16 protein-coding genes, 1 tRNA gene and 5 pseudogenes are annotated in these 20,834 nt (G+C 36.1%); 19 read left to right on the top strand and 3 right to left on the bottom strand.

From position 1 onward, the window contains the following. The first annotated feature begins 8 nt into the window (after window positions 1-8). The 10 genes from A3835_00365 (at window position 9) to A3835_00320 (ending at window position 11,165) form a co-directional block, all read left to right on the top strand. A complete protein-coding gene (locus A3835_00365; protein ID ORI10807.1) occupies window positions 9-1,328 on the top strand; it encodes a peptidase M20 in 1,320 nt (439 codons plus the stop codon). After that, window positions 1,325-2,023, top strand: coding sequence for a dipeptidase E (locus A3835_00360; GenBank protein ORI10806.1), 699 nt, complete (start codon window positions 1,325-1,327; stop codon window positions 2,021-2,023). The genes A3835_00365 and A3835_00360 overlap by 4 nt, the downstream gene beginning before the upstream one ends. A gap of 14 nt (window positions 2,024-2,037) precedes the next feature. Then, a complete protein-coding gene (locus A3835_00355) occupies window positions 2,038-3,348 on the top strand; it encodes a C4-dicarboxylate ABC transporter (GenBank protein ID ORI10805.1) in 1,311 nt (436 codons plus the stop codon). A gap of 11 nt (window positions 3,349-3,359) precedes the next feature. Then, entirely contained in the window at window positions 3,360-4,583 is a 1,224-nt protein-coding gene (locus A3835_00350; protein ID ORI10804.1) for a peptidase M20, read from the top strand. A gap of 59 nt (window positions 4,584-4,642) precedes the next feature. Next, the gene (locus A3835_00345; GenBank protein ORI10803.1) at window positions 4,643-5,632 is read left to right on the top strand and encodes an ATP-binding protein; all 990 of its coding nucleotides are present in this window, start codon (window positions 4,643-4,645) and stop codon (window positions 5,630-5,632) included. 105 nt (window positions 5,633-5,737) lie between these two features. Then, window positions 5,738-5,814: transfer RNA gene (locus tag A3835_00340), tRNA-Met, on the top strand. Between the two features lie 266 nt (window positions 5,815-6,080). Further along, the gene (locus A3835_00335) at window positions 6,081-7,232 is read left to right on the top strand and encodes a hypothetical protein (GenBank protein ID ORI10802.1); all 1,152 of its coding nucleotides are present in this window, start codon (window positions 6,081-6,083) and stop codon (window positions 7,230-7,232) included. Window positions 7,233-7,337: 105 nt separating this feature from the next. Then, window positions 7,338-9,092, top strand: coding sequence for a response regulator (locus A3835_00330; GenBank protein ORI10801.1), 1,755 nt, complete (start codon window positions 7,338-7,340; stop codon window positions 9,090-9,092). A 90-nt stretch (window positions 9,093-9,182) separates the two neighbouring features. After that, the gene (locus A3835_00325; protein ID ORI10800.1) at window positions 9,183-10,364 is read left to right on the top strand and encodes a hypothetical protein; all 1,182 of its coding nucleotides are present in this window, start codon (window positions 9,183-9,185) and stop codon (window positions 10,362-10,364) included. Between the two features lie 12 nt (window positions 10,365-10,376). Further along, window positions 10,377-11,165 carry a cell surface protein gene (locus tag A3835_00320; protein ORI10799.1) on the top strand — a complete coding sequence of 263 codons (789 nt, stop codon included), beginning with the start codon at window positions 10,377-10,379 and terminating at the stop codon, window positions 11,163-11,165. 63 nt (window positions 11,166-11,228) lie between these two features. Here A3835_00320 and A3835_00315 read toward each other — a convergent pair whose 3' ends face one another. Beyond that, window positions 11,229-11,486, bottom strand: coding sequence for a hypothetical protein (locus A3835_00315; GenBank protein ID ORI10876.1), 258 nt, complete (start codon window positions 11,484-11,486; stop codon window positions 11,229-11,231). Window positions 11,487-12,048: 562 nt separating this feature from the next. After that, window positions 12,049-12,912: a flagellar biosynthesis protein FlgG gene (locus A3835_00310; GenBank protein ORI10875.1), complete on the bottom strand. Its 864-nt coding sequence runs from the start codon at window positions 12,910-12,912 to the stop codon at window positions 12,049-12,051. A gap of 206 nt (window positions 12,913-13,118) precedes the next feature. Here A3835_00310 and A3835_00305 point away from each other — a divergent pair. Beyond that, window positions 13,119-14,962, top strand: a pseudogene (locus tag A3835_00305) (recombinase TnpX). A gap of 2 nt (window positions 14,963-14,964) precedes the next feature. On the opposite strand, the pseudogene A3835_00300 reads toward A3835_00305, so the two are convergent. After that, a pseudogene (locus tag A3835_00300) lies at window positions 14,965-16,146 on the bottom strand (DNA cytosine methyltransferase). 128 nt (window positions 16,147-16,274) lie between these two features. Here A3835_00300 and A3835_00295 point away from each other — a divergent pair. From A3835_00295 to A3835_00260, 8 genes and pseudogenes are all read left to right on the top strand, one after another. After that, window positions 16,275-17,163, top strand: a pseudogene (locus A3835_00295) (restriction endonuclease). A gap of 77 nt (window positions 17,164-17,240) precedes the next feature. Beyond that, window positions 17,241-17,594 carry a cupin gene (locus tag A3835_00290; protein ID ORI10798.1) on the top strand — a complete coding sequence of 118 codons (354 nt, stop codon included), beginning with the start codon at window positions 17,241-17,243 and terminating at the stop codon, window positions 17,592-17,594. Between the two features lie 116 nt (window positions 17,595-17,710). Continuing rightward, on the top strand, window positions 17,711-17,917 hold the full coding sequence (locus A3835_00285) for a hypothetical protein (GenBank protein ID ORI10797.1): 207 nt from the start codon (window positions 17,711-17,713) through the stop codon (window positions 17,915-17,917). A 112-nt stretch (window positions 17,918-18,029) separates the two neighbouring features. Beyond that, window positions 18,030-18,284 (top strand): annotated as a pseudogene (locus tag A3835_00280) (hypothetical protein). A 541-nt stretch (window positions 18,285-18,825) separates the two neighbouring features. Next, window positions 18,826-19,489: pseudogene (locus tag A3835_00275) on the top strand (replisome organizer). Between the two features lie 110 nt (window positions 19,490-19,599). Further along, a complete protein-coding gene (locus tag A3835_00270) occupies window positions 19,600-19,824 on the top strand; it encodes a hypothetical protein (protein ID ORI10796.1) in 225 nt (74 codons plus the stop codon). Next, window positions 19,778-20,137, top strand: coding sequence for a hypothetical protein (locus A3835_00265; protein ID ORI10795.1), 360 nt, complete (start codon window positions 19,778-19,780; stop codon window positions 20,135-20,137). Before A3835_00270 ends, A3835_00265 begins: the two co-directional genes overlap by 47 nt. Window positions 20,138-20,496: 359 nt before the next feature. Further along, window positions 20,497-20,670 carry a transposase gene (locus tag A3835_00260; GenBank protein ID ORI10794.1) on the top strand — a complete coding sequence of 58 codons (174 nt, stop codon included), beginning with the start codon at window positions 20,497-20,499 and terminating at the stop codon, window positions 20,668-20,670. Window positions 20,671-20,834: the final 164 nt, after the last annotated feature.

Here is a 20,834-nt window from a genome sequence, read left to right as displayed (position 1 = left end):
AGAAATCTATGGATAAGATAGCAAATTTGGCTCTTTCTTTAAAAGATGAGCTGATCAAGGATCGCAGGTATTTTCACTCACATCCAGAGACTGGCTGGTTTACATTTTTTACAACCGCTGTGCTAGCAAAGAGGCTTAGTGATCTTGGTTATGAAATAAGCCTTGGCGACAAGGTGGTTAAAGCCGATGCAAGGCTTGGTCTTGGCTCAAAAGAGCAATGCGAAAAAGCAATAGAAAGAGCCAAAAAACTCCTAAGTCCTGAAGAAGCAAAATATCTTCCTTATATGAAAGATGGACTAACTGGCCTAACTGCCTTTATAGATACAAAAAGGCCTGGTAAATTTACAGCATTTAGATTTGACATAGATAGCGTTGATGTGACGGAGAGCGAGGATGCGGATCACAGACCTTGTAAAGAGGGCTTTGGTGCAGATATAGCTGGTATCATGCACGCTTGCGGACATGACGGACACGCATCTATCGGTTTAGGACTAGCAAAACTTATAGCTCAGAATTTAGATGAGTTTAATGGCAAATTTAAATTTATATTTCAAACTGCAGAAGAGGGCACAAGAGGTGCTGTGGCTATGGAAGCCGCTGGTGTGCTTGAGGGGATCGAGTATCTACTTGGCGGACATATTGGCTTTCAGGCAAAAACTAACGGCGGCATCATATGTGGAACAAACAAGCTACTTGCAACTTCTAAATTTGACGTGCATATCACAGGTCGCTCGGCCCACGCAGCTGGAGCACCACAAGACGGCGCAAATGCTCTTTTAGCCGCAGCACAAATGGCTTTAAATATGCATGGCATCACAAGACATGCAAAGGGTGTAACTAGGATAAATGTGGGCGTTTTAAAAGCGGGTGAGGGTAGAAACGTCATCGCGCCAAATGGCTATCTAGCTTGCGAAACAAGAGGCGAGGATACAAATTTAAACGAATTTATGTATGAAAAATGCATGGATATCGTTAAAGGCGTTAGCCAAATTTACGGCGTAGAGAGTAAAGTCGTAATGACTGGTGGCACAAGCGGAGCTGACAGCGATAAAGAGGTAACAGAAATTTTCTATGAAGCAGCTAAAGAGAGTCCATTTATAGATAATGATAAGATCGTAAAAGAGCTTGACTTTGGTGCTTGTGAAGACTTTGCTCACTTTATGAGAGCTTTGCAAGACAAAGGCGCAAAGAGCGGATATATGATGATAGGAACAAACCTAAAAGCAGGCCATCACAACTACAAATTTGACTTTGACGAGGAGTGTTTGGTGGCCGGAGTTGATGTCTATCTAAGATCTGCTTACAAACTAAATGGAGTAAAAAAATGAAAAACGCTTTACTAATTAGTGCTTCAAGTTACAAAGATACTGGCTATCTAAGGCACTGCGAGGGTTGGATTAAGGAATTTTTAGGTAGTGACGCGGATGAGGAGATACTTTTTATCCCTTATGCTGGCGTTAGACGCACAAATGACGAGTATGAGCAAAAGGTGCAAGAGTGCTTAAATAGCAAAAATATCAAGTCCATCCATCGCTATGAGGATAAAATTTCTGCTATCAAAAATGCAAAAAGTATTGCAGTTGGTGGCGGAAACACCTTCATGCTACTTCATATGCTTTATAAGCTAAATTTGATTGAGCCTATAAAAGAGGCGGTGGCAAACGGCACAAAATATTTTGGCTGGTCAGCTGGTGCAAATATCGCTGGCAAGACGATGATGACTACAAATGATATGCCTATTATCATGCCAAAGTCATTTGATAGTCTAAATATCTTCCCATATCAGATAAATCCGCACTTTATAAGTGGCAAGCTAGCTGGTCATAACGGCGAGAGCAGGGATGAGAGGCTGGAGGAGTTTTTAATAGCAAATCCAAAAGATACTATCTACGCGTTGCCTGAGGGTACGGCTTTGCTCATAGAGGGTAGCGAAGCTGAGGTTATAGGACACAGTGAAATTTTAAAATTTGAGTATCAAAAAGAGATAGAAAAAATAGAAGTTGGAACTAAATTTAAAATCTAAGCAAGGAGAGAGGTATGGAAACATTTAAACTAATTGCTGCCATTCTTGGCATCGCAGCTGTTGTGGCACTTCTAGTCTTAAAAAAAGAGACAAGAACGGTGCTAATAGGTGTTGGTTTGGTGCTTTGTATAATCGCACTAAAACCGATGGGGGCACTAAGCGCTTTTACTGACTATATGACTAAAGCAGGGCTTATAAAGGCGATTTGTGCGAGTATGGGTTTTGCATTTGTTATGAAATACACAATGTGCGATAAACACCTTGTTGCACTTCTTACAAAGCCACTTAAAAATGTGGGTTTTATATTGATCCCAGCAACAACCGTGCTAACTTATTTTATAAATATCGCTATCCCTTCAGCTGCAGGATGCTCCGCCGCTGTTGGTGCGACGCTTATACCGCTTTTAATGGCTTCAGGTATCCGCCCAGCTATGGCTGGTGCTGCTGTTTTTGCAGGGACATTTGGTGGAGTTTTAAGCCCAGGATCGGCTCACAACGTCTATGTGGCTGATCTTGTTAAAAAGACGGTTGAGGGCTACACAGTTCAAGATGTCATAAAAGTGCAAATTCCAAGTGCATTTACTGCTCTTGTTATCGTAGTGATCGCGTTAGTTGTTGTTGCGATACTGCTTAAAGACTATCAAAAAAATACAAATTTCACTCTTGAAAGTAGTACTGCTAGCGAAGAGAAGTCGCTATTTAAAGTAAATTTCATCTACGCTATTATGCCTCTAGTTCCACTTGTTATCTTGGTTATTGGCGGAACAAGCCTAGCAAAAGATTATAGCTTTCTTGCGTGGACAAAGATGGGCGTTGCTGAGGCGATGATACTAGGTGCCATCATAGCTATCTTTGCTACACTTACAAATCCGCAAAAGATCACAAAAGAATTTTTTAACGGAATGGGCCACGCTTATGCCGATGTTATGGGTATCATCATCGCAGCTGGTGTCTTTGTCGCTGGCTTAAAGGCATGTGGAGCCGTTGATGTGGTCATTGCATGGCTCAAAACAGATCAAAGTTACGTTAAATTTGGCGGAACATTTGTGCCATTTATCATGGGTATAGTTACAGGTTCAGGCGATGCTGCTACATTTGCATTTAACGAAGCTGTCACAACAAATGCCGCCGCACTTGGCTTTGAACAAGACAAGCTTGGTATGGCAGCAGCTATTGCTGGAGCTTTAGGTAGATCGGCTTCTCCGATTGCCGGTGCTGCTATTGTTTGTGCAGGCATTGCTATGGTTAGCCCGGTTGAAATCGCTAAAAGAACATTTTTGGGTATGTTTATCTCTGTTGTAGCGATTGCATTTTTTGTCATCTAAAAGGATAAAAAATGGATATCGTAGAGAGATTTTTAAACTATACGAAATTTAACACCACAACAAATAAAGAAAATGGGTTAAAAGGCGTTATGCCTTCTAATCCAACCGAGTATGAGCTGGCTCGTTTTTTAAAAGAAGAGCTTAGCTCGCTAGGTATAAAAGATATCATTTTGCAAGACAATGCTATCTTGATAGCAAAAATTCCTGCAAACTGCGAAAATGCTCCAAGTATCGCCTTTTTTGGGCATTTAGATACAAGTAGTGAGCAAAAAAATGACACCAAAGCCAAGATAGTAAAATACACAGGTGGCGATATCTGCCTAAATGAAGAGCAGAGAATTTATCTAAAATTTAACGACAATCCAGAGCTTAAAAAATACGTTGGTGACGACATAGTCGTGACTGATGGCACTAGCTTGCTTGGGGCTGATGATAAGGCTGCGATCGCTAGCATCGTAAATATGGCTAGCTACTTTATGCAAAATCCTGATGTAAAGCACGGTAAGATCGTGATCTGCTTCGTGCCTGATGAGGAGCAGGGCTTACTTGGGGCAAAAGCACTTGATGTAAATTTGCTTGGAGCTGATTTTGGTTACTGTTTAGACTGCTGCGAGATAGGCGAGCTAATATATGAAAACTGGAATGCGGCTGACTGCACGATGGTCTTTAAAGGCGTTTCGGCTCATCCGATGAACGCAAAGGGCAAGCTTGTAAATTCGCTACTTCTTGCGCATAAATTTATCTCGCTTTTGCCAGGCGGCGAAGTACCAGAGTGCACCGAGGGCAAGGAGGGGTATTTCTGGGTAAAAGAGCTTAGCGGAAACAGCGCAAAAACAACTCTTAAGATCGACATAAGAGAATTTGATGAGGTGAAATTTCAAAAAAGGCTTGAGTTTTTAAGCGATATGGCAAATTCTTTTAACAAAATTTATGGAGATCGTTGCGAAATCACGCTAAAAACACGCTATGAAAATGTCTTTAAATTTTTAAAAGACGAAAACTCACTTCCGATAAAACTAGCAAAAGATGCCTTTAGAGAGCTAAATATCACACCAAATATAAAGCCAATGCGTGGTGGATATGACGGCGCTGTGATATCTGCAAAAGGTGTGCCAACACTAAATTTATTCACAGGGGCAAACAACTTTCACTCCGTCTTCGAGTATTTGCCAGTTAGCAGTCTAAAAGCCGCAAGCGAAGTGATTAAAAAAATCGTAATTAACACTGCTAAATAAACTTCATAAAAGCCTAGATTTAGTAAATTTAGGCTTTAAATTTTACTTTCAGGATAAAAATGAAGGCTTTAGCTTTGTTTAGCGGAGGGCTTGATAGCATGCTCTCGATGAAACTAATAAGCGATCAAAATATCGAAGTGGTCGCACTTTATATGGATACTGGATTTGGCGTGGATGAGGAGAAGTACGAAGTTTTAAGGCGCCGTGCAGCCTTGGCAGGGGCTAGCTTAAAGGTGGTTGATATGAGAAACGAGTATCTTCGTGATGTGCTTTTTAACCCAAAATACGGCTATGGCAAGCAGTTTAACCCTTGTATTGATTGTCACGGGTACATGTTTAAAACAGCTTTAAATATGCTAAAAAGTGAAAATGCGAATTTCATCATCACAGGCGAAGTTCTGGGGCAAAGACCGATGAGTCAGCGCAGAGATGCACTCTTTCAGGTTAAGCACCTAGCTGATGACGAGGATGATCTAGTGCTTCGTCCGATGTGCGCTAAGCTCTTGCCACCAACTAAGCCAGAGCGCGAGGGCTGGGTCGATAGAGAGAAGCTGCTTGATATAAGCGGACGCGACAGAAAGCCGCAACTTGCTTTGGCAAAGGAATTTGGCTTTGAGGACTTTGCAACGCCTGGAGGTGGATGTTTGCTAACGATCGAGAGCTTTGCTGTGAAGATAAAGGATTATCTAAATTTTGATAAAGAGATGCGAGATATCGATGTAACGTGGCTAAAGCTTGGTAGGCATCTGCGCTTGCCAGATGGTGCAAAAATGATAATAGGTCGTGATGAGAGTGATAATAACGCACTTTTAGCACATCCAAATGATAAATTTGATCAAGTAAATTTTAAAGAGAGTGATGACATCGTAGGAGCCGTTAGCTTCATAAGTAAAAACGCTAGTAAAGCTGACAAAGAGCTGGCCGCAAGGCTCGCATTAGCTTATACAAAAGCAAGTAAAGAGAATGAATTTGAAGTTAGCGTCGCTGGCGAGAAATTTAGTATCACACCTGAGGATAAATCTCTAGCTCAAAATTATTTCGTAAAATAGACGTTTTATTGATTCTTGGTGCTTTTACTTTGTGTTTGTAGATAAAGATGGTTTTTATCTACAAATAAGTTTAAAAATTATATAATCCGAAACTTATTTTAAAGTGTCACGGTAGCTCAGCTGGTTAGAGCGCTGGTCTCATAAGCCGGAGGTCGGGAGTTCAAGTCTCCCCCGTGACACCATAGATGTCCTACTTATCGATACTTTAACTGCCCTTTTTGCAGTTCCCCTTTCTTTAAAATTTCCTAAAAGTATGGTACAGTTTTTATAAAAAGCGGTACATTTTTTCAGGATTGATTTATTTTACAAGATGCTTTCTATAAATTTGCTTTTATTTTTGCCCATAGGTAAAATTTTATTTCAAAGCGAGCAAACATAAATTTATCTCGCTTAAATTTTCGGCACAACTTTTGCTTACTCTTTGAAGCTAAATTTCAAGGAGTAAGCTATGAAAGTCTCTTATAACTCCATCTTAACAAAACAGCACTACCAAAAGCAGACAAAAAGCGAAGGCTTTGCAAATTTCTTGCCTAACACTCCAAATATAAATTCGATCAACCAAACCACTACTCCTAAAAATGACTTTGTTTCATCTAGCGCTATCGACTCTCTTTATCAGGCTAAATTTACTTCACAAGAGGGTTATGGATATAGTGTAGATGCTAAAGGATTTATGGGGGCTGATTTTAACAAAGCTGCAGGTTTGCCGCAGGACTTTAAAATCCACAAAAGCACACTTGATGCGATAGTGCTACACAATCAAAAGCACCCAAATAGTATAAATTTTTCAATGGAAACAAAAAAAGATAACCAACTCTTTGGAGAGGATAGTTTTGCAAATATCGATCTAGCAAATACCATAAAGCAATACTATAAAATTTTTGATCAAATTTCAGCTGGAGTGATCAGTAAAGGTAAAGAATTTTACTCAAATGAAGATCTAGCAAAGATGCCAAAGGGCTACTTTTCAAAAGATAAAAAAATAGATTATTCTGAATATCTAATGGGTAGGATGTCAAGTGATGAGATAGATGGGCTAACTGATAGGAGCAATGAAAAGATAACTCATGTCTTCAGGACAACACAAGATGCAGACGATGCACATAGGCTGTGGGATGATCTAAGCGATATAAATGTAGAAGTCAATGGAAATTTCCTTGACTTTTCTCCAGAAGTGATGACAACTGAGCATACTATCCCTTATATGTGGGTTAGTAGTGCTGGATATGACTTCAAGCCTGACATGTCTGTATATGATAACGAACAAGGCTATACAAAGGAACAAATCTTTGTTGCATTTTTAAAAAACGAGCAAGGTCTTGTGCTACAAGGTGGCACAACAAGGATAACCGACGAGGCTCTTAGTGTATATAGAGACAAACTCATACTTACAAAACAAGATAGAAGCGAGATAGGCATACCAAAGGCTTATTATGATGAGATACTATCTGGTAAAAAAGATCTAAAAGATATACTAGCCAGGATTTTAAAGCTTAGAAATTTAGAGCTTAAAAAAGATCAAACGCTTGAGGGACTAGCAAGCAAGATAATGGACGTTTTAAAAGAATTTGATGAGAGGACGAAGACAAGAGAGCTTTAAAAAATATAACATAGTAGGCATTCGCTCTAAGCCCTTTTAGACTATAAACTACTAAACATTTTTTATATTTGCCGATATAAGATATATATTTTAAAAGGATTTAAAATGAATATATCACCAAATTTAGAGCCCATAAATATAAATTTACCCAAAGATATGATCTATTCAAGGGTCCTTCTTGGCGTAGATAGAGTGCAAACTTTAGACAATACAAATTTAAAGTCTGAGCTTAAAGACATCGCTACTAAGCTTATCTCAAATAGCACTTACTCTATCATCCAAAGTGCCAGCACCAGTGGCGTGAAGTCAGAGTATGCTAAAGCAGATAGCGGGACAAATGATGCTTTTTCTTACGTGGATATCCAGCGAAAAAACTGGGACAAAAAGGACTTTGAGAACAAGTATCTCTTTGGCGAAGATGCCTCAGCACTAAGGAAAGTGGATCAAACTAGAACCTATTTCTCATCTATAAATTCAAAAACTCCCATTAAGCCCATTGCGGCAGCAGATACTAAATTTACAAATTTAAATGACTACGCCTATGAAAAAACGATAAAAACCTCACTGGGTGATGTAGAGGTCTTTTTGGATCTTTATGACGATAATGACAAACTAGGCATAGGCAAGCTAGATGCAAATGGATTTTTATTTAACTTTGATAGCAACAAGGACGGAGTGATAAATTCTGGTGATAAATACTTTGACAAGCTAAAGGTTAGAGGCTACGACAAAGACGGAAATGAGAAAATTTTCAAACTAAGCGAAGTTGTAAGCGAGATAAACCTTAACGACTTTATCAAAAAGGATATTAGAAATTTAAGCCATGAGACTATGGACTTTGCTAGCAAAAACACGGTTGATTACAGAGTTAGTTTAAACAACTCAAACCCTTATACTCTTTTCTCGGCCGAGTATCGCTACCAAAAGATAGGCAAAGAAGAGACTAATAAATTTTTCAAAGACCATGCAGACCAAGACGGCTGGGTAGATCTTAGGGATAATAAGATATTTAACGAAGAGAGCGGCTTAAACAACTTTGCCTATGAGAAAGTTGGCTTTGACGGCAAGAAAAGGCTTAGCGAGTTTAACCCTGTCATAAAACCTACTGGATCTAAACAAGATGAGAGCTTTTCATACGCAGGCTATCAAAAAGATAGCTTTATGAAATTTTATAACGACTACCAAAAAGAGTCTAGCGCTCACAGCAAAGATGTAGAGTGGATAAGCAAAAATTTAAAAGAAAATGATGTAGAAGACGCAGATGATCTCATCTCAAAGCTAAAAGCCACAAAGTCATCTTATATGATCGCTATGCAGAGTGAATTTGAAAAAGCAACTGGGCTTGAGTTTAGCCTAGAAAATTTAGAAAGAGTAAAGCATGCTTTTGAGAGTGATACGAGCAAGGCAGCAGCTGCTCTCAAGGACACAGACAGCGTAATAGCTATGAAGCTAAACAAAAATGGCACGATCACGCTTAAATTTGATAGCGGAAGAGAGCTAGAGGTAAAAGAAATTTATAACGACACTGGCAAGCTCATAAGCAAAGATGACAAAGATAGTAAAAGAGCAAGTATAAATTTAGATGCTAAGAGCATGAATGATATCGAGCTAAATAGACTTGACTTTAAAGATATAGGTATAAAGCAAGATGAGAAGATATCTAGCCTAAAAGAGCTTGGAGCAAAGCTCGTTAAAAACCTCACTGATAAATTTACAAGTAAATTCCTAATCGGACTTGAAAACGGCAAAAGCATCACCACTAAAGAAATTTACAACATCACTTATCTTGAAAACGACCTAAAATTTAAAGAGCTATCTAGCAAAGATAGGCTTTATAAAAAGGTAGATACGAGAGTTTAGGAGTAAATTTATGCAAACTAAAAACCTTTGTAAAATAAATCTTTTCACAAAAAAGACGATATCTTTGGTATGAAGCTAAAAGGATATTAGATGATAAACGCACTTGGTAGCTACCCCTTGAATTTAGAGAAGAACATAAAGGTATCAACCAAAGCTTCTACCAACCAAACGAGGTCTTTAGTTTTAGGCTACAAGGTAGATAAAGATGGCTACTTTACAGATGAGTTTAACAAGCAAGCTGGCATACCAAGTGATTATAAAATTCACTCAAGCACGCTGGAGTCGTTAGTAAATGTTGCAGAGGGGACTTCATTTTTTAGTCGCACCTTTAAAAGCATAGATATAGCAAAGACTGCTGGCAATGCTTATAAAATCCTCTCACAAGTAGTTGGCGAAGATATACTAAATTCAAAAGAAAGCTTTAGCTTAGATGAGATAAGAAATTTCCCTCAAGGCTTTGAGTATAACCGCCAAAGTATGCAAGTAACAAAAATTCATAATTCTATTTATGACTTCGATGCAGCTGCTTCTAGCTTTAACTACAAAGAGTCAAATAAGCAGATGATAAGCACGCTCTTTTTCAACCCAAGCTTTAGCGGCGGAGATGGCAGGCAGCCACTAAAGCCAACAACAGATATCTTTAACAACAACAATGGCGGCAAGGAGAGTGTGGGAAGTGGTGTTTTTATCGATCTGCACGGCGAAAGATATACAAATAAAGATGGCTCAATAACCAAAGGCGGACTTTTAGCAGCAGTTATAAATAGCAACCTTGACGTCAAAGAAGGTGAAACTACCGTTTTTGGAAAGAAGCAAGGCTTTGATAAGAGCATAGATAGCAAAGAATTTAGTAGGGCATTTGAGCTGTTTGAACTTATGGGCGAGATGAAATTTGGACCTGGCTTTATAAATGCTACCGATAACGATATAGCAGGTATGCCTAAATATATGCAAGATCACATTAGATCTAAAAGAGACTTTATCTATATCGACTTACAAAGTGGCTTTGTCAGCACTCCTGAAGATAGACGTAGGGGATATGAAGAAGACGAACTATCATTTAAAAAGATGATGGAGCATAATCTAAAAATGCTAAAGCTACTCTTTGGTGAGATAGACAAAGATGGCAAAAAGAGCAAAGACTTTATGGATAGCTTTTTAAAATTTAGCATGCCACCTTTAAATTTAGTAAAAGAGCTAAATGAAAACCCAGCTGGAAAATATCTAGTAGATATGCTTGGTATAAAAAGAGATGTTGATATAAAGGCGTAAGGGGGAGTTAAAATGATAACTAGCATAAACGGACTTAGCAATACACCAATACAAGATAACACTATCCAAAAAGAAAATGCAAAAATGTCAAAGGAGCAAGAAAAGGCTCTAATAGATAAACTAATGCACAAACCACTTGCAGAAGTATTGCCAAAATTTATTGATATAGATGAAAGTAAAGAGGGCTGGATAACGGATACTATAAACAAGATAGATACTATGCTTTCTAAGAAATATGATTTTACTATCGAGCAAAGACGTGCGCTGATAGCAAAATATCCAGAAAACATGGAAGAGCTCGAGATTAGTGTCTTACAAGGACACATGGACTGGTTACTTACCTACTCAGTAGATGGCAAGCCAACAATATCTGGACTGATGGTTGGTCTTGGCACAAAAGAAGAAGAAACGGAGCTAGAGAATTTTATGCGATCACTGCCTGATGATGCGATGTCAAGTAAAAAAGGCTCAGCTCTACTTAGCCGAGCTGATCTAAACATAGAAGAGTTTAAGAAGCTTTATAGAGAAGATGTAGAAAAAACTACAAAAGAGCATAAAGAATTTCTAGCCAAACTACACAAAGAAGAGCAAGAATACAATGCAAATTTAGCCAAAGAGCAAAGCGAGAAGAAATTTAAACCTATGCAGGTTAAGAAGAAGTATGAGACCTATGATATCAACAAGGATCAAAAATTTCTCTATGCAAGAGAGCTTTTAAATTTCAAAGAAAAAAGAGGCATAGATGTCTTAGAGCTTATGCAAAAGATAGATAAGAAGCAAATTTTAAATAAGATGGCTTGATGAATAAAAAATAGCTACTTTGTTTTATTGTAGAAAGCAATGATTGCTCTAAATTTAGTCCTTTTATACGGTTTTATCCACTTTTTTATTTGCGACTTTTTCTAAAATTTCGAATATACTTTCGCCATTATCAAATTCAGTTTTTATAAATTTGTAAAATTCTTTAAATTTTTCATCGGCTTGCATATCATAAGTTTTAAATTTTTTAGTTACTTGCATAGGTTTAAAGGCTTCTTGTTTTTGCGTGTCAGTTTGATTGTCTTGTTCTTCATGATCGCTTTTTTGATCCATTAGCCCATAGTCACCAACCTCTTGCGGCATACCCCTATTTATAACCTTAGAATATCTCTCAATAAATTCATCCACACTTATATTAGACGATTCAAGGAGCTCGCGACCCTCATTACTAAAAGACACACCAAATCTTTCTAAAGTTTGACGTATCTTTTGTCCTTCTAGATCATTATCTGATTTTTTGCCCCAAATGGTTTGTTTATCATCATTGTAGGATTTAAAAGCTCCAGTAAAGTTTGTGCTATTGCCCATCACTTTCTTATAATTAACTCTACTTGCGAATTCTTTTCCTTCAAATAGTGAGTTGTTATTTAGATTTGGCGAATAGGTTATATTATTAAGCATTGCTAAGGTCTCACTTTGTTTAGGTATTCCAGCATCTCTTTCATAGGTTTTAATTCTTTTTATGGTATTAATTTGCATTAGAGCATCTTGCTACCACCTATCCAGCAATGCTGTTTTATACACTAACACACATTCAGCTAAAGAATATAAATTCAACCTACTTAGGTTTAATGCTTTTATGGGCTAGAGTATAATCAATAACTAAATCGACCTTTTAGCGATTTAGTTTATATATGACTTATCTCTACACAAAAGTCTTACTAATAGAGCTTATCCTCTCACTCCAAGAATTTGCTAGAGAATTTATATCCTCGCTAGTTGGTTTAAATTTCTCATATTCGTTTGAGGTAACACTTTCTGCGTTAATGTTCTTTGATCTTGCATACATTAAAAGTGTTAGCTCTTTAAGTCTTTCTTTTATGAGCGCTTTTATGCTCTCACTATCCTTACCCACTTTTTCAAAATCCACAAAATACTCTTTATGCTCTCCAGTGCTTGAGATATCATTTAAGGCAGCACTGCTAAGCTTAGTCTTTGCACTATCACTTGGTAGCGGTCTAGAGCTGCGCAAAAATCCCATAAAAAGAGCCTCTTTGCTGTAACCTTCATCTGCTTGATATACCGACATATCAGGGTTGAAGCTAAACTCATCGCCTGCTTCGCTCATCGTAAAATCAACCTCTTTTACTATGAGCCTAACGCCTGCACTTGAAAGTTCTTTGCTAAGAGATTTAGTGCTATTTAGCTCATCAGTGCTAGAGTAGATGTTTGAGATAGTAGAGTTTGATAGATCTTTTAGTAGGTGTCCTTTGGCATCATAGCGAGTGCCTTTTGTGCTGTAGCCTTTTGGTAGTTTGCCTATATCTGCAAGGGTGTAGCTCTTTTTATCATCGCCTAAAGCAGAGGTCATTTGATCAAATAGTCTGTAGTAGTGCTTTATGGTGTCAGCCATATCGATGTTATCAAAGATCTTTATCTGCTCGTCTTTGCTTTTGATGCGGTTTAGCACATGGTTGCGCTCGGCAAATCTACTAAGCTCATCAAGTGTGCTTTTATGGATTTTAAAGTCCTTTGGCAAGCCTGCGGCTTTGTTAAAATCAGCTCCCATAAAACCTGCTTTATCCACTGTGTAGCCATAAGCTTGAAGGTCATTAAAATTTAAAGAGACGAGACTGTTTTGAGAGGGAATAGTATAAGTAAATTTAGCTGGCTCTTGGAGTAATAGAATTAAGGAGAACACTTAATCACTATATTAGTGAAATATGTACTTCTTAATTCTTTTTTATTTAAGAAACTAAGAGAAAGGGGGTAAAAATGAGGAATTATGAAAAGATAACAGCACTCTATGAGAGATTAAGTCGTGATGATGAACTTCAAGGAGAAAGCAATTCTATTGTAAATCAAAAGAAAATCCTTGAAGAATATGCAGGTAAAAATAATTTAAGCAACATCATACATTTTACAAATGATGGAATAAGCGGAACACAGTTTGATAGACCGGGCTTTATGGCAATGATGAACGGAGTTAATCAAGGTAATATAATAGGTTGTATAATCGTAAAAGATATGAGTAGACTTGGCAGAGACTATCTTAAAGTCGGTCAATGTATGGAAATCTTAAGACAAAAGGGAGTTAGGCTCATTGCTATCAATGATAATGTAGATAGCTTTTATAGAGAAGATGATTTTACCCCTTTTAGAAATATTATGAATGAATGGTATACAAGAGATACTTCAAGAAAAATACAATCTACATTCAGGTCAAAGGGGGAAAGCGGAAAGCATACGGCAAGCTCTCCACCTTATGGATATATCAAAGATGAAAAAGACAAAGATAAGTGGATTGTAGATGAAAAAGCAGCGGAGATAGTAAGGAGAATATTCAATCTGACCATGCAAGGCAATGGTCCGTATCGAATAGCAAAGATATTGGAAAGTGAAAAAGTAGATATACCTGCTTACCATCAGCAAAAATTAGGATATGGACTACATCAAAGCAAAGTGTTTGAACATCCTTATCGTTGGTGCAGTTCTACAATTGTAAGTATCTTAAAGAAACAGGAATATTTAGGTCATACTGTAAACTTCAAAACAAGAAAGCATTTCAAGGATAAGAAAAGCAAATATGTATCTGAAGAAAACTGGCTGATATTTGAAAATACCCACGAGGCAATTATAGACCAAGAAACCTTTGATAATGTGCAAAGGATAAGAGGAAATGTAAAAAGGTATCCCGATGGTTGGGGAGAATATCACCCTTTAACTGGGCCTTATGTATTATGCAGATTGTGGCAGTAAAATGTATGTTCATAGAACAAGTAATTACAAAAATATTCCCTACTACACTTGCAGTGCTTACACGAAAGTACCCTGTGGAACGCTTTGTCCATCTACTCACAGGATAAAAGCGGAAGCAGTCTTAAACCTTATACAGGAAACCTTAAAAGACATTAAAAAATATCTTGATGAAGATCACGAAGCCTTTATCCGTTCCATTTAAAATGAAATGGAAGAAAAGGAAAAAGTAGAGATAGAAAAGACAAAAATAAGATTAATGGAAAGTAAAAACAGACTTCAGGAACTTGAACGATTGATGTGCCGTATTTACGAAGATATGATACTTGAAAAAATACCAAGTAATAGATATGAGATACTTAACAGTCAATATGAAACAGAGCAAATAGCTTTAAGCAAAGAAATTAAAGACTTAGAGTTTGCAATATTAAGATATGAAAAAGAAACAGATAAGGCGAAAAAGTTTATATCTCTAATAAGCCGATATGAAAATTTTGATGAACTTACAACTACAATGATAAATGAGTTTGTAGAAAAGATTATTGTTCATGAAAGGAATAGAAAAAGTAGTCAAACATCAAAGCAAAAAAATAGAGATATATTTTAATTTTATCGGTAACTATGAGCCACCAAAAGAAGAATTGACTGAAGAAGAAGAAAGATTAAAAATTGAGGAAGAAGAGAGAAAAATCAAGGAAAGAAAAGATAGACTTCATCAAAACTACTTAAAGCGTAAAGTAAATGGAAAACAACAGGAATATGAGGAAAGGTATAAGGCAAGGAGAGAACAGAGAAAACAAGAAAAATTAAAGGTTCTGAAAAGGGCAGGTATACAAGTTAATAAGTTAGAAAAAAGAGATTGAAGTTAGTTAATCTCTTTTTTAGTACAGGTATCAAGTATATCAATTATGTTATTTGCAATTGCATGGATAACAGTAACGGCAACAGAATTACCAAACTGTTTGTAACTTTGAGTATCACTTACAGGAATGATATAGTTTTCGGGGAAGCCTTGAAGTCTTGCAGCTTCACGAGGTGTTAGTTTTCGTGGATTTTTTCCTTTTTGCTCAATAAGTATTTCACTCCCGTCTTTATAATATCTTGCAGATAATGTATTTGTATAAGGACTGTTTTCATTGAACAATGTGTAACCAAATCCATTTCCCTTTATTTTATGTTCTTTCTTTCGTCGTTGATGACCTTGCCAAAGTGCATTTGAAATGGTGTATTTAGTATCAACATTTTGCTCTAAAATATTTCCCACAGAAACATCTGGGCAGGGAGGAATTGGAAAAGAAAAATCTTTATAGTTATCTATTTTATCCTTATCAAATCCAACAATGTAAATACGCTCTCTATTTTGTGGAACACCGAAGTCTTTTGCTTTAAGTATAATAGAATGAACATCGTAGTTTAAATCCTTTAATGTTTTTTCTATTGTTTTATAGGTACGACCTTTATCGTGAGATTTTAGGTTTTTGACATTTTCAAGAAGAAATGCCTTAGGTCGTTTCTCTTTAATAATTCTTGCAATTTCAAAAAATAATGTTCCACGAGTATCTTCAAAACCAAGCTTTTTACCGGCTTGACTAAATGCTTGACAAGGAAAACCACCGACAATAATATCATGATTAGGAATATCTTTTTCAGATATTTTTGTAATATCTCCAAAAGGAGTTTCACCAAAATTTGCCTTATATGTTTTTACTGCAAATTTATCAATTTCACTACTGAATACGACATTTGTTTTACCTGTTTGGTAAAATCCAAGCCTTGTACCACCAATTCCGGCAAATAAATCAATGATTTTATAGGGGGCATTTTCATTATTGGGGAAAGGTACTTTTTCAGGAAATGATAAAATATGTTTCAGCTCAATGGACGATGGCTGACTTTCTCCATTTTCCCATCTGCGAATTGTCCTATCTCCGAATTTGGACATACCAACAGCATCAGCTAATTCTTTTTAAGTCATTTGTAATCTGATACGCTTATTTTTTATTAAAATAGCAGGGGAATTATCTATGACTTGTGGTATAATATTCATATATATTATCCTTTTTATATATGTTATTTCAAGTTTATATTTATATATGTTATTTCAAGGACTAACTGTCCTCTATTTGACACTATTGTACCATATAGAAGAAAATTTTTCAAGAAAGGAAAAGAGTTATGGCAAATATTTCTCTTGATGAATATAAAAACTTAGTTAAAGAAAAAAGGAAAGAAGGCTTTAAACAGCCTTATGACTTAGTTTATGATAATTTTATTACATTAGGATACGACAAAGCCCCTAAAGAATTCTTTTTAAGTAATGCAAGTGAAGTTGTTGAAAAACTTAGAAATAGCTGTTGGAGTGAATTTCAGCCATTAGAAAAAGACTTTACTTCAAAAATGCTAAAAGAGTTAGTTGATGATGAGTATATCAAAACTCTTACACCAATAGAGGCAATTACTTGGTTTGTGGAAGAATTTCCGGAACATATATATGCTTTGACTTTGTCAAATACTCAAAGTAGGAGGAGTAGAGCAGGTAAAGAATTTGAAAGTATTATAGAACTCATTTTGATTGGTGCAGGGATTCCACTTGACAGTCAAGGTAATATAGGTAAACAAGAGTTTGTCAATAAAGGTCTTGGTAAATTGGTAGATTTAGTTTCTCCGGGTGTTTTAGAATACATTGTAAATAAGAGAAATACTGTCTTAATTAGTGCAAAAACCACATTAAGAGAAAGATGGCAAGAAGTACCTGAAGAAATGGGAAGAACAGGTGCAAGAGAAATGTTTTTAGCAACTCTTGATACTTCATGAGGCTAATATACAAGTTACAACAACAAAAAATATAAAAGAAACATATTATTCCGATAATGAAAGGGTATTAACCTTTGAAAAGTTGGTTGAAATATGTTTAGACAATGTTTCTCATTGGAAAAATTTCAACTACACAGTAGAACAAAATGAGCAAATGATAGAGCTTATCACTAAGCAAATTGAAAAACACCAAAATCATAAATTTGTAGAAGAATATTATGATGAGCGATTAAAAAACATAAAGAAGTAGACAAATTAGAATTTGTCGGTATATCATTAAATCGAATTTTTTCGATTAAACTATGGAATACAAAGGAGCAAATAATCATGAGCGAACAGAGAATCTATTGCATGGACCTTGTAAAAAAAGAGGATCCGGAAAAGGCTGTCAGAACACCGTTTTATCAGACAGAATCTACAGGCGGATCGGTCTGGGTTATCAAACCCGGTCAGACATTGCAAAAGCACTATCACCACAATTCCGACGATATATGGATCGTCCTTCAGGGAGAGGGAATATTCTACCCCCAGCCTAATGAAGAGGTTCCATTCAAGAAAGGCCATGTCATAGTATCGAAGAAAGACTCCTGCCACGGAGCAAAAAATACTGGAGATGAGGATATCATCTTTGTAAGTATAGTAGCACCTGTCCCTTCCGACTATGATCCTATAAACGAGTGACAGGAGAATAAAATTCCCGTTTGACAAAGGATTGTGATTATACTTGAGAAAGAAAAATGTTTATATAACATTGGGATACATAGCTGTATATCTGGTGATATATTGGTGAGAGCAACTTGATTGGTTGGCTATTTACTAATATTCCAACTGGTGAGCATAGTTATTTATATGGTTGGTTGCTCAGTAGTAATCTGTTTTGGTATGCACTTGCGATTTCTGCGCTTCCTTCTCTTTGGGGTAAGTTTAAGTTTTCGGCTGTTACTACGGCGGGATTTATTGTAGGTATTGTAGCAGGCATAATCGTTGAGAAATACAAGAAGTAAGTCAAATTTCAGTTTGTCGAGCTGAATAATACAGATTCAAGACGATAGAAAGTAAAACATCTATCGTCTTTTCTTATGAAAAAAACTTGAAAGGAGATGAAATTTATGGACAATAAAAACAGAATTAGAAAAAGTAAAAGAAAAGATTGAAAGCAAGTAAGAAGAAAAAAAATATGAAAAGAAACTATCTCAGCTTAAAAATCAGGAAAAGAAAATCAGAAAGCAAACGAGCCTTGAAGAAAGAAAAAAGCGAAACCATAGATTGATAGAGCGAGGAGCAATCTTAGAAAGTTTAATTGAGGGAGCAAGCGAGAAAAGTAATGAAGAAATAAAGGCTATTTTGCAAAGAGCATTTCAAAAAGACTAAGAAACGCAAGGACATAGTATAATTGTAATTCCCTTAGATTTTCTAAGGGCGCAATTATACACCCTTTAGGTGTCCTTGCGACCTGCGGTGCTTTTACCCTTGCGGGGAGCAAAGAAAAAAGCCGAAGCATTTTTCCGTATTAAAGGCAAAAGACAACTGAATATAATTCATTCGCTTTTTTATCATCAAGGGTAAAGCGCATTCACTATCGCTCACCCTTGACAATAAAAATTTGAAACAGATAGCTTACATTAAGCCGACATACTGAAACAACAAAAGTTAAAAGTATAGTCGGCTTTTTCTATTGTACCGTTTCAAAACGCTCATTCAGTTTATAGAAAAGCAAAAGTATTTTTAAGACCGACATCTAAAACAACAAAAGAAAAATAAGAAGATGACAAATGCCACATTCCCAAAATGGGAGTGTACCTAAATCAAAGACAGTACTAATCAAAGGGGGTAGTGAAACACGACTTCCTTAAAAGATAAAAGGAGTAACGATTTGTTGCTACATTTTCATAACAAAAGATAGGAGAGAAAAATGGCAGATAAAAGGATGTTTTCAATAAAGATAGTGGATAGCGACTTATTTTTGGATATGCCATTAAGTAGCCAATGCCTGTATTTTCATCTATCTATGAGGGCAGATGATGATGACTTAAAGATTCTAATTACAAAAGGTTTTGTAATTGTCTTTTAAAGAGGGGTTATAGTCATTACCTATTGGAAGATAAATAACTACATCAGAAATGACAGACGAAAAGAAACGATGTATCTTGAAGAAAAGCAAAGTATAACGCAAACGGAAAATGGAGCATATATCAAGGTTGAAAATCTTGGTATACCAAATGACAACCAAGTGTCAACCGTTTGTCCGCATAGTATAGTTAAGGGTAGATTAGATAAGAGGAGAATAGAACAGGTTGCCCCAGTGTCCCTTTATGGAGAGTATCAAAATATTCATTTAACCGATGAAAAATACCAAAATCTAAAAGATAGGCTGAAAGGTCATACAGATACAATGACTGAAAAGCTATTAAGATATATCAAAAGTAAAGGCACAGACTACAAAGACCACTATGTAACAATCCTTAATTGGTATGAATTGGTATGAACAGGATAAAGAAAAGCTATCACAGAAAAATAATCAAAATAAAAGCCATAGAACCTATTCAACCAACTATGAAGACAGCGACAGCCTATAAAAGGTGTTTTTAAGGGTTTAATCATAAAAGAGGTGTCAGACTATGGTTAAGATAAAAATAAGCCTTAAAAACGCATTATAGAGCCTGATGTAGAAAAGGAGACTAAAATTATGAATGATAAAGAAAATATGATTACTACAAAAATTCAAGGGACAGATTTTATCTACAACAAAGATACTCACTATGAAGAAGACGGACATATCTATTGCAAGATTTGTAATGAAAGAATAGACGGTAAGGTAATTCCGATGTTGGATAAGCCTATGATTATCAGAACGGCTTGTAAATGTGATAGAGATAGAGCTGAACAAGAAAAAACTGTTAAAACAAGATAGGTTGAGACAAAGCTGCTTTATATCCAAAAATCAAATAGCCTACACCTTTAAAAATGCCGATGAAGATACAGATAAGGAAATCATCAAAAAAGCAAAGAACTATGTAAAACATTTTGAAGAAATGAGAAAAGATAATGTTGGACTGTTACTTTACGGAAATGTAGGAAGTGGCAAGACCTATGTAGCTTGTGCTATTGCCAACGCTATAATTACAGAATATAGCCATACAGTAAAAATGAGGAACTTTGCACAGATATTAAACGACTTACAAAAAGGCGGCTTTAATCTTGATAGAAACGAATATATCGAATAGATAACAAGCCCTACCCTACTAATTCTTGATGATTTTGGAATAGAGAGAAATACAGAATATGCCTTAGAGCAAATTTACAATGTAATCAATGCAAGATACCTAAAGGCAAGACCAACCATTATAACTACTAACCTTAATTTCAAAGATATAGAAAAAGAACAGGAAGATATAATGCTTGGCAGGATTTATTCAAGGATAATCGAGATGTGTTTACCTCTTAGGATAACGGGACTTGATAGAAGAAAAATACAGAGCAAAGAAAAGCTGAAGAAAGCACAAAACTTAATAGATGAATGAGAGCGATTGGAAAAGTAAAAAAATTCTAATCGCTTTTTAATTGCAAGAAAAGGAATGATGATATGCAAAAAAATAATACAGAAACAAAAACAATAAAGAAGATTGGAAAAACTACCTATGAAGTTGTTGTACATTTTAATAAAAATACTACTGAAACAATGCAAGACAAATTGAAACGCATAATGCTTAGAGAAATTGAGAGTGAAAAACATCAAAAAAATGATAAAAATGATTAGAAAGTCCTTGACAAGTTGTTACAGGTTTGGCTCGCTAATCTTTTCTTTGGTCTTTTGGTTAAAAATATCACTAAAATTTGCAGACCTGCCTTGTTTGTGCTGTTGCTTAGTGTATGAATTTATATTGGTGCTTAAGATGCTAATATCATTCGTGGTTTGCCTCC

Source organism: Campylobacter concisus (assembly GCA_002092835.1).
GTDB lineage: Bacteria > Campylobacterota > Campylobacteria > Campylobacterales > Campylobacteraceae > Campylobacter_A > Campylobacter_A concisus_K.
Note: the sequence above shows the minus strand (reverse complement) of the source record. Positions and strands in the feature narration are given on the sequence as shown.